Here is a 13,738-nt window from a genome sequence, read left to right as displayed (position 1 = left end):
ACGCTGATCAGATGTGGGAGCGAGCTTGCTCGCGATGGGGGCCCAACAGTCGCTAGAGATTTCTCCCCTTCATCCGCTTGGTCAAAAACCCGAAATACTCCTGGCGCAACGCCTGGGTTTCATTCGCCAGATGATGGCGGGCCTCGGGCAGTTTCAACACCTGTGGCCGGTCGAATTTGCCCCCCAGCACTTCAAGGTTGTGTTCCCAATCCACCGTCATGTCCGCCTGCCCCTGGATGATCAGTGGCCGACGACTGCTGCGTGGAGCCGCTTCGATACGCTTGATCCAGCGCGCCAGTGCCCCGACCCAGGCGGTCGGCAAGCGCAGCGGTTGTAGCGGATCGGCTTGCAGGAATGGCAAGAACGCCGGGTCATTGGTGTTCTCGCTGAAGCGCCGGGCGATGCCTTTGACGAAAGGCCTCATCAGGTAATAACTGAAGTGTGACCAGCCCCAGGATCGCGGCCGAACCAGCGGCGCAAGCAACACCACCTGCCCTTGCGCCGGGCTGTCTGCGCCTGCATTCAGCACATGGTCGATCACGATCGCGCCACCGGTGCTCTGTCCGCACAGGTGCCACGGTTGCGGCAGATCCAGAGATCGCGCCTCACCGAACAACCCTTGCAGCGCCGCCTGATACTCGGCGAAATCCTGGATGCTCGCGCGCTCGCCGCTGGACAGCCCATGCCCCGGCAAATCACAGGTTATTACCACGAACCCCTGATCCAGCGCCCAGTCGATCACATGCCGGTAAAGGCCCATGTGATCGTAGAAACCGTGGAACACAAACATCGTCGCCACCGCCCGCTGCGGCCACCAGACCTGGCTGACCAACTGATAGCCGCCGACCTTGAAACTGCCGAGCCCACGTTTGACCGGCACGCTGCGCTGCGGGAAATCCAGCCCATAAAAATGCTGATAGGCCTGCGCCTCCTCCGACAACGGCTGCGCCTCGGCCAAGGGCCGCAGGCTGGCACGCAGATGTTCGGGGTTGAAGGTGGCCGGCATGACGGATTTCCAGGCAAAGCGCGGAGCGCGAAACAGACTTTATGGCCCTGCGATATTCATCTGTCGCGACAAGCATGGCAAGCTACGCGACCTTCGAGGATGCTTGCGTATGCGCCCGCACTACCGCACGACACTGTTTGCCAGTCTGCTCGCCCTTGTGTGCGCCGGCGGGCTGTGGGCCGCGTATGACTGGTTTCAGGGACGCTACCTGCGAGCGTTCAGCTCACACACGGCGGTGTTTTCCGGAGATCCGCTGAGCCTTGCCGCCAATCTTGCGGGCCCCGGCGCGATTCGCGTGGTGCATTTCTGGGACCCGGCCTGCCCGTGCAACGTCGGCAATCAACAGCACCTGACCGAACTGCTTGAGCGCTTTGTGCCACAAGGCGTCGAGTTTTACGCGGTTCAAAAGCCTGGCAGTCATGGTCAGTTACCCAGTACCTTGAGCCGCCTGAAAACCCTCGACGCCCTGCCAGGCTCGGAACAGATCCCCGCCAGCCCGGCGGTAGCGATCTGGGATCGCAGCGGCAAACTGGCGTATTTCGGGCCGTACAGCGAAGGCCTGACCTGCAACTCCAGCAACAGCTTTATCGAACCGATCCTCCAGGCACTGAGCGAAGACCGCCCGGTGAGCGCCACGCATACCCTCGCGGTGGGCTGCTACTGCCCGTGGGCGAAGACTGACGAAACGCACTAAGGCATTCCGGACTTTTCAAGGAAGGTGATGCCCGGTACACAAGGTCTGTGCTAAATGTTGACGGCCCCGGCTGGCGGCAACCCCGAAGAACAAGGAGTCACCATGAAACGCGTCCTGACCCTGCTGGCCCTGCTACTTGTCGTCCTCGCGGCAGGCGGTGGCTGGTATGTGTACAGCAAGCAGCCGATACGTCAGGGTCAGGTGGAGTTGCAGCGCCTGCAAGGTTCGGTGACGGTGCGCTACGACGAGCGTGGCGTGCCGCATATTCGCGCCGAGAACGAAACCGACCTCTATCGCGCACTCGGTTATGTGCACGCCCAGGACCGGTTGTTCCAGATGGAAATGATGCGGCGTCTATCCCGTGGCGAACTGGCCGAAGTCCTCGGGCCGAAACTGATCGATACCGACAAACTGTTCCGTAGCCTGCGCATCCGCGAACGCGCCGAGAGTTATGTGGCCGCACTCGACCGACAGTCTCCCGCATGGAAGGCCCTGCAAGCCTACCTGGACGGGATCAACCAGTATCAGGACAGCCACGCAGCGCCCGTGGAGTTCGACGTACTGGGTATCCGCAAGCGTGCGTTCACCGCTGAAGACAGCGTCAGCGTCGCTGGCTACATGGCCTACAGCTTTGCCGCTGCGTTTCGCACCGAACCCTTGCTGACCTATGTGCGTGATCAACTGGGCAGCGACTACCTGAATATCTTCGACCTCGACTGGCAGCCCAAAGGCGTGCTGGCCAAGCGTCAGTCCAGCAAGGCGCCAACGCTCTCCGCCACTGACTGGAAAGACCTCAACGCCATTGCGCGTCTGAGTGAGCAAGCACTGGCCGACAACGGCCTGCCACAGTTCGAGGGCAGCAATGCCTGGGTGATTTCCGGTACGCGCACCCCAAGCGGCAAACCGCTGCTGGCTGGCGATCCGCACATTCGCTTTTCGACACCGTCGGTGTGGTACGAAGCGCAACTGTCGGCGCCGGGTTTCGAACTCTACGGGCACCATCAGGCACTGATGCCTTTTGCCTTCCTCGGTCACAACCTGGACTTCGGCTGGAGCCTGACCATGTTCCAGAACGACGACCTCGACCTGATCGCCGAGAAGGTCAATCCGGACAATTCCAACCAGGTCTGGTATCACGGCAAGTGGGTCGACATGGTCAACACCGAGCAGCAGATTGCCGTGAAGGGCCAGGCACAGGTCACGCTGATGCTGCGTCAATCGCCCCACGGCCCGATCATCAACGATGTACTCGGTGCCAGCGCCGGCAAGACGCCGATCGCCATGTGGTGGGCGTTCCTCGAAACCCAGAACCCGATCCTCGAAGGCTTCTACCAACTCAACCGCGCCGACACCCTGGCCAAGGCCCGTGCGGCAGCGGCCAAGGTTCATGCGCCGGGGCTGAATATCGTCTGGGCCAACGCCAAGGGTGACATCGGCTGGTGGGCGGCGGCACAACTGCCCAAGCGCCCGGCCGGGGTCAAGCCGGAGTTCATTCTTGATGGCAGCACCAATCAGGCTGACAAGGAAGGTTTCTACCCGTTCAGCGCCAACCCGCAGGAAGAGAACCCGGCACGCGGTTACATCGTCTCGGCCAACTTCCAGCCGGTTTCGCCGACGGGCATGGAAATCCCTGGCTACTACAACCTGGCGGATCGCGGTCAGCAGCTCAACCGCCAGCTCAGCGACAAGAGCGTGAAGTGGGACGTCGACGCCAGCCAAAAACTGCAACTGGGTACCACCACCGGCTACGGCCCTCGCCTGCTGGCGCCGCTATTGCCGGTACTGCGTGAAGTGGTTGGCGACCCGCAAGAGTTGGAACTGGTGGAGCAACTGGCGCAGTGGAAAGGCGACTACCCGCAAAACTCCACCAGCGCCACGCTGTTCAACCAGTTCCTGTTCAACCTCGCCGATGGAGCATTGCATGACGAACTCGGCGACAGCTTTTTCGAGACGCTGCTCTCGACCCGCGTGATCGATGCCGCGCTGCCGCGGTTGGCCGCTTCGCCGGATTCACCGTGGTGGGACAACCGCAATACGCTTGGCAAGGAGACCCGCGCCGACGTCGTCAAAGCCGCGTGGCAGGCCAGTATCGCCCACCTGAAAACCACCCTTGGCCCTGACCCGTCGCAATGGCTGTGGGGCACAGCTCACACCCTGACCCACGGCCATCCGCTGGGCATGCAAAAGCCGCTGGATCTCATCTTCAACGTCGGCCCGTTCGACGCCCCCGGCAGCCACGAAGTACCGAACAACCTCTCGGCCAAGATCGGCCCGGCACCGTGGCCAGTGACCTACGGCCCGTCGACCCGACGGATCATTGACTTCGCTGACCCGGCGCACGGTCTGACCATCAACCCGGTCGGCCAAAGCGGCGTGCCGTTCGATTCACACTACGACGACCAGGCTGAGGCTTACATCGAAGGCGTCTACCATGAGGCGCATTTCAACGACGAAGAAGTGACGGCCAATACCCGCAGCACCTTGAAGCTGTTGCCGGCGCGAGTGGCGCAATAAAGATCAAAAGATCGCAGCCTGCGGCAGCTCCTACGGGGAATACTCGTGTAGGAGCTGCCGCAGGCTGCGATCTTTTAAGAGCCGGATTGAGCAAGCGCAAACCGCCCGAGTGGTCAAAACTGTACGTGTCGCAACCGTACATCCCAACCTGCTCAGGAGTTAACGCAATGTTCAATAACTGGTCCGAACTGCTGCCTACCATCCAGAAAGCCTTCGGTGCGTTGGGCAAGAGCAACCCGAAAATGATCAAGGCTTACATGGCTCTGGATGAAGCCAGCGCTGAAAACGACGTGCTCGACGCCAAGACCCGCGAGCTGATTTCGATCGCTGTCGCCATCACCACCCGCTGCGATGGTTGCATCGGCGTACACACTAACGCGGCAATCAAGGCCGGCGCCACCCGCGAAGAAATCGCCGCCACCCTGGCCACCGCAATCTCGTTGAATGCCGGCGCGGCGTACATCTACTCGCTTCGGGCGCTTGAGGCGCATGATGTGTTGAAAGGTTGAGCATCAAACCTGTGGCGAGGGAGCTTGCTCCCTCGCCACAGTACCGCTCAAAGCATCGCCGCAAAATTCAGCCGAAATTGCTGCGGTGTTACGCCCAGCCGCCGGTTGAACACGCCGCGCATATGCTGGGCATCACGAAAGCCACATTGGTACGCGACTGTCTTGAGCGGTGCCCGAGAGCTTTCGAGCATCACTCGGGCAGCGTCCACCCGTGCCTGCTCAACGAACTCTGCCGGGGTGACTCCGGTTTCTCGGGCGAACACCCGTGAGAAGTTACGCGAGCTCATGTTGGCCGCAGTCGCCAGGTCGGCGATGCTCAAATCACCGGTCAGGTTGGCCAATACGTAATGCTGAACCATCGCCACAGGAGATGTCGCTTCGGCGTGCGGCGTCAGAAACGGGCTGAACTGCGATTGCCCGCCAGAACGCTGGGTAAATACCACCAAGCGCTTGGCTACGCTCAAGGCCACTTGCGGGCCGTGATCCTTGGCGAGCAAGTACAGCGACAGATCGATCCCCGCCGTAACGCCCGCCGAGGTGAACAGCTCAGCATCCTCGACATAGAGCCGATCGGCTTCGACTCGGGTCGACGGACACAACGCCGCCAACGCGGCGGCATCGCTCCAGTGTGTGGTGACGGTACGCCCTTCAAGCAGCCCGGCACGGGCCAGTATGAAGGCGCCATTGCAGATCGAACCGAAACGCTGCGAACGCGCACACGCCTCGCGTAACCAGCCATGAAACGCTGCGCCGAAATCCTCAGACGGCAACTTGGGCCCACCGGCCACCAGCAGCAAATCGTAAGCCTCCAGCGCCTCGCTGAAATGCCGATGAGCGTGCAGCGCCAGACCGTTCGAGCATGGCATTACACCGCGTTCGAAACCGATTACGTGCAGCTGATAGTGATCCTGCGGCGCAAGGAACCGGTTAGCCTCGGAAAACACATCCATGGGACCAGTGACATCCAGCGACTGGACGCCAGAGAACACCACGATGGCAACGGATTTGTGCATGGTTCGAATTCACCTTCAATGTGAAAAAGATCGCAGCCTGCGGCAGCTCCTACAGAGGATCGCGTACACCCGTAGGAGCTGCCGCAGGCTGCGATCTTTTCTGGCGATCACCGCCAACCCTAGCGAAACCCGACCCAAGAAGCGAACTGGCACGAATTGCACGTTGATTGGCCGAGATCGCAGCCGCGTGTCGATTGTTCGCTTTGGGAGGCGAGAACAGACTGGATTCATCAGCGCCGCCACGGCGTTCCCCACGAGGCAACCCGCATGAGCAGCAGCATCGCCGGCATCAAGATTCCCGACAGCGCCCTCGCCCGCGCTACCACCGACTACATCCGCGACATCGAGTCCGACCTGCTTTACCACCACTCGCGCCGGGTGTTTCTGTTCGGTGCCTTAAGCGGTGAACGCCAGAAACTGGCCTACGACCCGGAGTTACTGTACGTCGGTGCAATGTTCCATGACCTGGGTTTGGTGGAAGGTCATCGCAGCACCGACGAACGTTTCGAAGTCGACGGGGCAAACGCTGCCGCAGCCTTCCTCAAACCGTACGGGTTGAGCGATGACGACATCGAGCAAGTCTGGCTGTCGATCGCCCTGCACACGACGCCGGGCATCCCCAAACATCTGCGGCCGACCGTGGCGCTGGTGACCGCTGGTGTGGAGATGGATGTGTTGGGAGTGGACTACGCGGCATTCTCAACCGTGCAGCGTGAAGCGGTGGTGCATGCGCATCCACGGGGTGACGGTTTCAAGGAGTGCATCATCTGCGCCTTTGCCAACGGCCTGCGCCATCGCCCGCAAACCACCTTCGGCAACGTGAAGACCGATGTGCTGGTGGATCAGGAGCCGGGGTTCACGCCGATGAACTTCGTCGAGGTGATTCGCACATCACCTTGGGTGGCATAAATCCCAATATCAAAAGATCGCAGCCTGCGGCAGCTCCTACGGGGAGTGCCCGTGTAGGAGCTGGCGAAGCCTGCGATCTTTTTTGTGCTGTCGGGTTTAAGCCGCTTCCGGCGCCTGCGCGCGACGTACGTCCGGTTGTTTCCAGGAATCCGCAGCGCCCTCTTCGATGGCTTGCTGGATCGCACGTTTGCGACTTTCTTCAGCGCGACGGCTGAAGAACCAGACCATGAAGGTCACGATCGACACCGCCAGCAGAATCAGGCTGGCGACGGCGTTGATCTCGGGCTTCACGCCCAGACGCACCGCCGAGAACACTTCCATCGGCAAGGTCGTGGAGCCAGGTCCGGAGACAAAGCTCGCCAGTACCAGGTCATCCAGCGACAGGGCGAACGACATCATGCCGCCCGCGGCCAGCGACGGTGCGATCATCGGGATAGTGATCAGGAGGAACACCTTCCACGGCCGCGCACCGAGGTCCATGGCTGCCTCTTCGATGGACAGGTCCAGCTCACGCAGACGCGCCGAGACCACCACCGCCACATAGGCGGCGCAGAACGTGGTGTGGGCGATCCAGATCGTCACCAGACCCCGTTCCTGCGGCCAGCCGATCATCTGCGCCATGGCCACGAACAGCAGCAACAGCGACAGACCGGTGATCACTTCCGGCATCACCAACGGCGCGGTGACCAGGCCACCGAACAGCGTGCGCCCCTTGAAACGGGTCACGCGGGTCAGCACGAAGGCCGCCAGTGTGCCCAGCGCCACGGCGGCAATCGCGGTGTAGCAGGCGATTTCCAGCGAGCGCACCACCGAGCCCATCAGTTGAGTGTTGTCCAGCAAACCGACGTACCACTTCACCGACCAGCCGCCCCAAACCGTCACCAGTTTCGAGGCGTTGAACGAGTAGATCACCAGGATCAGCATCGGCAGGTAGATGAACAACAGGCCGAGCACCAGCATCAGGCTGGAGAAACGGAAGCGCTTCATTCTTTACCCTCCATTTCCTTGGCCTGACTGCGGTTGAACAGAATGATCGGCACAATCAGGATCGCCAGCATCACCACCGCCAGGGCGGACGCCACCGGCCAGTCGCGGTTGTTGAAGAACTCTTGCCAGAGCACTTTACCGATCATCAGGGTTTCCGGGCCGCCGAGCAGTTCCGGGATCACGAACTCACCCACCACCGGGATGAACACCAGCATGCAGCCTGCGATGATGCCGTTTTTCGACAATGGAACGGTGATTTTCCAGAAGCTGTTGAAGGTACTCGAACCGAGGTCCGAAGCGGCTTCCAGCAAACTGTTGTCGTGCTTCACCAGGTTGGCGTACAGCGGCAGGATCATGAATGGCAGGTACGAATAGACCACGCCGATATAAACCGCCAGGTTGGTGTTGAGGATCTGCAGCGGCTCGTTGATCCAGCCCATCGACATCAGGAAGCCGTTGAGCAGGCCGTTGTTGCTGAGGATGCCCATCCACGCATACACACGAATCAGGATGGCGGTCCAGGTCGGCATCATGATCAGCAGCACCAGCACGGTCTGTATCTCTTTGCGCGCACTGGCGATGGCGTAGGCCATCGGGTAGCCGATCAGCAAACAGAGAATGGTGCTGAACAGCGCCATTTTCAACGAACCGAGGTAAGCGGCGATGTACAACTCGTCGCCGCCCAGCAGCGTGTAGTTGCCCAGGTTCAGCAGCAACTGGACCTTCTGATCGACGTAGCTGTAGATCTGGGTGTACGGCGGAATGGCCACGTCGGCTTCGGCGAAGCTGATCTTCAGGACGATGAAGAACGGCAGCATGAAGAACATGAACAGCCAGAGGAACGGGACCCCGATGACCAGATGACGACCCGCGGGAATTATTCGACCGAGTCGGCGCGTGAGCTTTCGCGTGTTCATGAGCGCAGTACCACGCCGCTGTCATCTTCCCACCAGACGTAAACCTGATCGCCCCAGGTAGGGCGCTGGCCACGACGTTCGGCGTTGGCCACGAACGACTGCACGATCTTGCCGCTCGGCAGTTCGACGTAGAACACCGAGTGGCCGCCGAGGTAGGCGATGTCGTGCACCTTGCCGCTCGACCAGTTGTGTTCGCAGGTCGGCATTTCTGCTGTCACCAGCAGTTTTTCCGGACGAATCGCGTAGGTCACCGACTTGTCTTGCACCGAGGTGCTGATGCCGTGGCCAACGTAGATGTTGCGGTCCAGGTCCTTGCAGGTAATCAGCGCATGGCCCTCGGCGTCGTCCACCACTTCACCGTCGAAGATGTTGACGTTGCCGATGAACTCGCACACCAGCCGGCTGGTCGGGGTTTCGTAGATGTCGATCGGGCTGCCGATCTGGGCGATCCAGCCCAGGTGCATGATCGCGATGCGCTCGGCCATGGTCATGGCCTCTTCCTGGTCGTGGGTCACCATGACGCAGGTCACGCCGACGCGCTCGATGATCTCCACCAGTTCGAGCTGCATCTGCGAACGCAGTTTCTTGTCCAGCGCGCCCATCGGTTCGTCGAGCAGCAGCAGCTTCGGCTTCTTGGCCAGCGAGCGAGCCAGCGCGACGCGCTGGCGCTGACCGCCAGAGAGCTGGTGCGGCTTGCGCTTGGCGTACTGGCTCATCTGCACCAGCTTGAGCATTTCGGCCACGCGGGCGTCGACTTCAGCCGTCGGAATCTTGTCCTGCTTCAGGCCGAAGGCGATGTTCTGCGCCACGGTCATGTGCGGAAACAGGGCGTAGGACTGGAACATCATGTTGATCGGCCGCTCGTACGGCGGCATCTCGGTGATGTCCACGCCATCGAGGAAAATCCGCCCCTCCGTGGGCCGTTCGAAACCTGCGAGCATCCGCAGCAAGGTCGACTTGCCCGACCCCGAACCGCCGAGCAAGGCGAAGATCTCGCCTTTCCTGATTTCCAGGGACACATCGTCCACAGCAATCGTCTCGTCGAACTTCTTCGTGACCCGGTCGATTTTGACCAACACCTGTTTAGGTGTCTGGTCGCCCTCGAGGGCTTTCTTATAGGCGCCGGAGGCAACTGCCATTTACGAAACTCCCAACAAAATTTGCAGTTCACCCAATGCAGGCGAACCTTGGATAGTCTGAGCCTTTGTCACTATTTACCCGACTTGACCTTGGTCCAGCTGCGGGTCATCAACCGTTGAATCGTTGGCGGCAGCTCGATTGACACGTAAGTCTTGTCGAGAACCGCCTGCGGTGGATACACCGATTGGTCGGTACGAATCGACTGCTCCATCAGCGTGTCCGACCCGGGATTCGGGTTGGCGTAGCCGACGGCGTCACTCACTTGAGCGATCACGTCAGGCTTGAGTACATAGTTGATGAAGGCGTGGGCCTGTTTGACGTTGCTGGAGTCCTTGGGAATCGCCAACATGTCGAACCACAGCGCGCCACCTTCCTTTGGAATCGCGTAGGCAACGTTCACGCCTTTGCCGGCCTCGGCAGCACGGGCCTTGGCCTGAAAAATATCCCCGGAGAAACCGACCGCGACACAGATGTCACCGTTGGCCAGGTCCGAGATGTACTTGGACGAGTGGAAGTAGGTCACGTAAGGCCGTACCGCCAGCAGTTTGGCTTCAGCCTTCTTGTAGTCGTCCGGGTTGGTGCTGTTGGCGTTCAGGCCCATGTAGTTCAGGACCGTCGGCAACATCTCGTCAGCCGAGTCGAGGAACGCTACGCCACAGCTGTTGAGTTTCTTGATGTTCTCGGGCTCGAACAGCACGGCCCAGGAATCGATCTTGTCGACGCCGAGCACAGCCTTGACCTTGTCGACGTTGTAACCGATGCCATTGGTGCCCCACAGGTAAGGCACGGCGTACTGGTTGCCCGGATCGTTCATCTCCAGGCGCTTGAGCAGCGCCGAATCAAGGTTGGAGTAGTTCGGCAGCTGCGACCTGTCGAGCTTCTGGAACGCCCCGGCCTTGATCTGCTTGCCCAGGAAGTGGTTGGACGGCACGACCACGTCATAACCGGTGCGCCCGGCCAGCAACTTGCCTTCCAGGGTTTCATTGGAATCGAACACGTCGTACACCGGCTTGATGCCGGTGGTTTTTTCGAAATCTGCCAGGGTGGTCTGCCCGATGTAGTCCGACCAGTTATAAATATGCACAGTAGGCGCAGCTTGAACACTGACGGCTAACGTCAGGCCGGCGCCGACCAGCATGGCGTTGCGAAATAAAGAAACAGGCAAGTGAAGGTCCTCTAAAATAGTTGGGCCCAAGTTGCCCAGCGTTACGTGACAGCCATGGCTGCCTGGCAACAAAACCGGCGCGCAACTTACCCTCGATAAACCTTTCCAGCAAAACTTTCTGTCATTTAATGATTCCTGTTGCCGCCGCCAGGACGACGACGGCAACAGGTGACTGCCTCAAACCGGTTTACTTACCGGATTTGATCTTGGTCCAGCTGCGGGTCAGCTCGCGCTGAGTGGCGGCTGGCAAATCGGCGATCGCATACAGCTTGGCCTGCACATCGGCTGTCGGGTAGATGCCCGGATCCGAAGTGATTTCCTTGTTCACGTACTGGGTTGCTTCAGCATTACCGTTAGGGAAACGCACAGCGTTGGTGATTTCGGCCATCACTTTCGGCTGCAACAGGTAGTTCATGAACTTGTAGGCACCCTCGACGTTTTCCGCATCTTTAGGGATAGCGACCATGTCGTAGAAGCTGCCAGCGCCTTCTTTTGGAATGGCGTAGCTGACTTTCACCTTGTCACCGGCTTCGGCGGCACGGGTTTTGGCCTGCTGAACGTCACCCGAATAGCCGACGGCTACGCAGATGTTGCCGTTGGCCAGGTCGGAGATGTACTTGGACGAATGGAAGTAAGTGACCGAAGGACGAATCTTCAGGAACAGCTCTTCAGCCTTCTTCAGATCTTCCTTTTTCTGGCTGTCGGTCGGCAGGCCCAGGTAATGCAGGGCGACCGGCAGCATTTCGGTCGGCGAATCGAGGAAACTCACGCCGCAGCCCTTGAGCTTGGCGAGGTTCTCTGGCTTGAGCACGACATCCCAGGAATCGATCTTGTCGACGCCCAGCGCGGCTTTGACCTTCTCGGCGTTGTAACCGATACCGATCGAGCCCCACATGTAAGGGAAGGCATGTTTGTTGTCCGGGTCGCTGACAGAAACCGCTTTGAGCAGCGACTTGTTCAGGTTGCCGTAGTTGGACAGCTTGGACTTGTCCAGCTCCTGGTAAACACCCGCCTTGATCTGCTTGGCCAGGAAGTTGTTGGACGGCACAACCACGTCATAACCGGACTTGCCGGCCAGCAACTTGGCCTCAAGGGTTTCGTTACTGTCGAACACATCGTAGACGACCTTGATCCCGGACTCTTTTTCAAAGTTCGCGATCGTGTCCGGTGCGATGTAGTCGGACCAGTTGTAAACATGCAGGACTTTATCGTCGGCCTGGGCTGCCCCAGCCATCAAGCCCATCAGGGACAAGGCGAGCAGGGTCTTGCCAGTATTCTTCAAACCTAATGCCTTCATGCGTCACGCTCCAATTATTCTTTTTAAGCACATTTTTTGTTGACCAAGATCCAGCGGCCGATTCCTTGGCAACCCAAACAGCGGATAGTCTGGCAAGTTACAAGACAGGCTTTCAACGAAAGACCCGTCCTTGGTGCTCTCTGAGCGAAGTGCCAGCCACGGACCTCGCTCAGAGCCTAGCACTTAGCTTTGCAGCGCACTCAGGGTCAGGTCCAGGCACTTGCGCGCCTTGGTGACCAGTTCGTCGATCTCGGCTTTGGTGATCACCAGTGGCGGAGCAATAATCATGGTGTCGCCGACGGCGCGCATGATCAGCCCGTTGTCAAAGCAGAACTGCCGGCAGATCATGCCAACACCCTTGCCGACGTACCGCGCCCGCGTCGCCTTGTCCTGAACCAGCTCGATAGCCCCCAACAGACCTACCCCGCGAACTTCACCCACCAATGGGTGATCGTTCAGTTCCCGTAGACGCTTTTGCAAATAAGGTGCCGCTTCTGCACGAACGCGCTCGACAATTTTTTCGTCGCGCAGAATACGGATGTTTTCCAGTGCCACCGCAGCGGCAACCGGGTGCCCGGAATAGGTGAAACCGTGGTTGAAGTCACCCCCTTCGTTCAGCACGTCGACCACTTCGTCACGCACGATCAGGCCACCCATCGGGATGTAGCCGGACGTCAGGCCTTTGGCGATGGTCATCATGTCGGGCTTGAGGTCGTAGAAATCGCTACCGAACCACTCGCCGGTACGACCGAAACCACAGATCACCTCGTCCGCAACGAACAGGATGTCGTACTTGGCGAGGATTTCCTTGATGCGCGGCCAGTAGCTGTCTGGCGGAATGATCACGCCGCCGGCGCCCTGGATCGGCTCGGCAATAAAGGCCCCGACCGTGTCGACGCCGAGTTCGAGAATCTTTTCTTCGAGTTGGTTGGCGGCCCAGATACCAAACGCTTCCGGGCTCATGTCACCACCTTCACCGAACCAGTACGGCTGGGCGATGTGGACGATGCCCGGGATCGGCAAATCGCCCTGTTCGTGCATGTAGGTCATGCCGCCCAGGCTGGCGCCGGCCACGGTCGAGCCGTGATAGCCGTTTTTGCGGCTGATGATGACTTTCTTCTTCGGCTGGCCTTTGATCGCCCAGTAGTGGCGAACCATACGCAGCATGGTGTCGTTGCCTTCGGAGCCGGAACCGGTGAAGAACACGTGGTTCATGCCTTCCGGCGCGATGTCCGAGATGGCCTTGGCCAGTTCCAGTACCGGCGGGTGGGCAGTCTGGAAGAACAGATTGTAATAAGGCAGTTCGCGCATCTGTTTGCTGGCGGCATCGGCCAGTTCATCGCGACCGTAACCGATGGCCACGCACCACAGACCGGCCATGCCGTCGAGGATTTTGTTGCCTTCGCTGTCCCAGAGGTAAACGCCCTTGGCATGGGTGATGATCCGCGGGCCTTTCTCTTTCAACTGTTTGAAGTCGCTGAAAGGGGCCAGGTGGTGCTCGCGGCTCAATGTTTGCCATTCACGGGTTTGCGGGTTCTTGCTGGTCATAAAGCTCTCCTAAGTAAGGTGAGAGCGCGGCTTTTCAGG

Annotated in this window: 12 protein-coding genes; 4 read left to right on the top strand and 8 right to left on the bottom strand. The window is 59.8% G+C overall.

The features are described from left to right. Nucleotides 1-52: 52 nt before the first annotated feature. Nucleotides 53-1,006, bottom strand: a complete 954-nt coding sequence (gene bipL / locus AC1RPZ_RS05225) for a phospholipase BipL (RefSeq protein WP_493135500.1) — start codon at nt 1,004-1,006, stop codon at nt 53-55. Nucleotides 1,007-1,115: 109 nt separating this feature from the next. On the opposite strand from bipL, the gene AC1RPZ_RS05220 reads away from it, so the two are divergent. The 3 genes from AC1RPZ_RS05220 to AC1RPZ_RS05210 all read left to right on the top strand — a co-directional run bounded on the left by AC1RPZ_RS05220 (nt 1,116) and on the right by AC1RPZ_RS05210 (nt 4,723). Further along, nucleotides 1,116-1,700, top strand: a complete 585-nt coding sequence (locus AC1RPZ_RS05220) for a DUF6436 domain-containing protein (protein ID WP_493135498.1) — start codon at nt 1,116-1,118, stop codon at nt 1,698-1,700. A 102-nt stretch (nt 1,701-1,802) separates the two neighbouring features. Further along, the gene (locus tag AC1RPZ_RS05215) at nt 1,803-4,214 is read left to right on the top strand and encodes a penicillin acylase family protein (RefSeq protein ID WP_493135497.1); all 2,412 of its coding nucleotides are present in this window, start codon (nt 1,803-1,805) and stop codon (nt 4,212-4,214) included. A 167-nt stretch (nt 4,215-4,381) separates the two neighbouring features. Continuing rightward, nucleotides 4,382-4,723: a carboxymuconolactone decarboxylase family protein gene (locus AC1RPZ_RS05210; RefSeq protein ID WP_493135495.1), complete on the top strand. Its 342-nt coding sequence runs from the start codon at nt 4,382-4,384 to the stop codon at nt 4,721-4,723. A gap of 47 nt (nt 4,724-4,770) precedes the next feature. On the opposite strand, the gene AC1RPZ_RS05205 is transcribed toward AC1RPZ_RS05210, so the two are convergent. After that, the gene (locus tag AC1RPZ_RS05205) at nt 4,771-5,736 is read right to left on the bottom strand and encodes a GlxA family transcriptional regulator (protein ID WP_493135493.1); all 966 of its coding nucleotides are present in this window, start codon (nt 5,734-5,736) and stop codon (nt 4,771-4,773) included. Nucleotides 5,737-6,003: 267 nt separating this feature from the next. On the opposite strand from AC1RPZ_RS05205, the gene AC1RPZ_RS05200 reads away from it, so the two are divergent. After that, a complete protein-coding gene (locus AC1RPZ_RS05200; RefSeq protein WP_493135491.1) occupies nt 6,004-6,645 on the top strand; it encodes an HD domain-containing protein in 642 nt (213 codons plus the stop codon). A gap of 96 nt (nt 6,646-6,741) precedes the next feature. Here the strand turns inward: AC1RPZ_RS05200 and AC1RPZ_RS05195 are convergent, their stop codons facing one another. The 6 genes from AC1RPZ_RS05195 to AC1RPZ_RS05170 all read right to left on the bottom strand — a co-directional run bounded on the left by AC1RPZ_RS05195 (nt 6,742) and on the right by AC1RPZ_RS05170 (nt 13,699). Next, nucleotides 6,742-7,632 carry an ABC transporter permease subunit gene (locus tag AC1RPZ_RS05195; RefSeq protein WP_493135489.1) on the bottom strand — a complete coding sequence of 297 codons (891 nt, stop codon included), beginning with the start codon at nt 7,630-7,632 and terminating at the stop codon, nt 6,742-6,744. Next, the gene (locus AC1RPZ_RS05190) at nt 7,629-8,510 is read right to left on the bottom strand and encodes an ABC transporter permease subunit (RefSeq protein WP_493135706.1); all 882 of its coding nucleotides are present in this window, start codon (nt 8,508-8,510) and stop codon (nt 7,629-7,631) included. The genes AC1RPZ_RS05195 and AC1RPZ_RS05190 overlap by 4 nt, the downstream gene beginning before the upstream one ends. A gap of 35 nt (nt 8,511-8,545) precedes the next feature. Further along, a complete protein-coding gene (locus AC1RPZ_RS05185) occupies nt 8,546-9,688 on the bottom strand; it encodes an ABC transporter ATP-binding protein (protein WP_493135487.1) in 1,143 nt (380 codons plus the stop codon). Between the two features lie 71 nt (nt 9,689-9,759). Continuing rightward, nucleotides 9,760-10,854, bottom strand: coding sequence for a polyamine ABC transporter substrate-binding protein (locus AC1RPZ_RS05180; RefSeq protein ID WP_493135485.1), 1,095 nt, complete (start codon nt 10,852-10,854; stop codon nt 9,760-9,762). A gap of 187 nt (nt 10,855-11,041) precedes the next feature. Beyond that, nucleotides 11,042-12,136: a polyamine ABC transporter substrate-binding protein gene (locus AC1RPZ_RS05175; RefSeq protein ID WP_493135704.1), complete on the bottom strand. Its 1,095-nt coding sequence runs from the start codon at nt 12,134-12,136 to the stop codon at nt 11,042-11,044. Between the two features lie 198 nt (nt 12,137-12,334). Then, nucleotides 12,335-13,699: an aspartate aminotransferase family protein gene (locus AC1RPZ_RS05170; protein WP_493135483.1), complete on the bottom strand. Its 1,365-nt coding sequence runs from the start codon at nt 13,697-13,699 to the stop codon at nt 12,335-12,337. Nucleotides 13,700-13,738: the final 39 nt, after the last annotated feature.

Source organism: Pseudomonas sp. GW822-FHT02D10 (assembly GCF_058802345.1).
This window is presented reverse-complemented; position numbering and strand designations above follow the sequence as displayed.

Excerpts from the sequence above, each read along its gene's own strand:
- bipL (WP_493135500.1), bottom strand. The coding sequence starts at position 1,006 with ATGCCGGCCACCTTCAACCCCGAACATCTGCGTGCCAGCCTGCGGCCC.
- AC1RPZ_RS05220 (WP_493135498.1), top strand. The coding sequence starts at position 1,116 with ATGCGCCCGCACTACCGCACGACACTGTTTGCCAGTCTGCTCGCCCTT.
- AC1RPZ_RS05215 (WP_493135497.1), top strand. The coding sequence starts at position 1,803 with ATGAAACGCGTCCTGACCCTGCTGGCCCTGCTACTTGTCGTCCTCGCG.
- AC1RPZ_RS05210 (WP_493135495.1), top strand. The coding sequence starts at position 4,382 with ATGTTCAATAACTGGTCCGAACTGCTGCCTACCATCCAGAAAGCCTTC.
- AC1RPZ_RS05205 (WP_493135493.1), bottom strand. The coding sequence starts at position 5,736 with ATGCACAAATCCGTTGCCATCGTGGTGTTCTCTGGCGTCCAGTCGCTG.
- AC1RPZ_RS05200 (WP_493135491.1), top strand. The coding sequence starts at position 6,004 with ATGAGCAGCAGCATCGCCGGCATCAAGATTCCCGACAGCGCCCTCGCC.
- AC1RPZ_RS05195 (WP_493135489.1), bottom strand. The coding sequence starts at position 7,632 with ATGAAGCGCTTCCGTTTCTCCAGCCTGATGCTGGTGCTCGGCCTGTTG.
- AC1RPZ_RS05185 (WP_493135487.1), bottom strand. The coding sequence starts at position 9,688 with ATGGCAGTTGCCTCCGGCGCCTATAAGAAAGCCCTCGAGGGCGACCAG.
- AC1RPZ_RS05170 (WP_493135483.1), bottom strand. The coding sequence starts at position 13,699 with ATGACCAGCAAGAACCCGCAAACCCGTGAATGGCAAACATTGAGCCGC.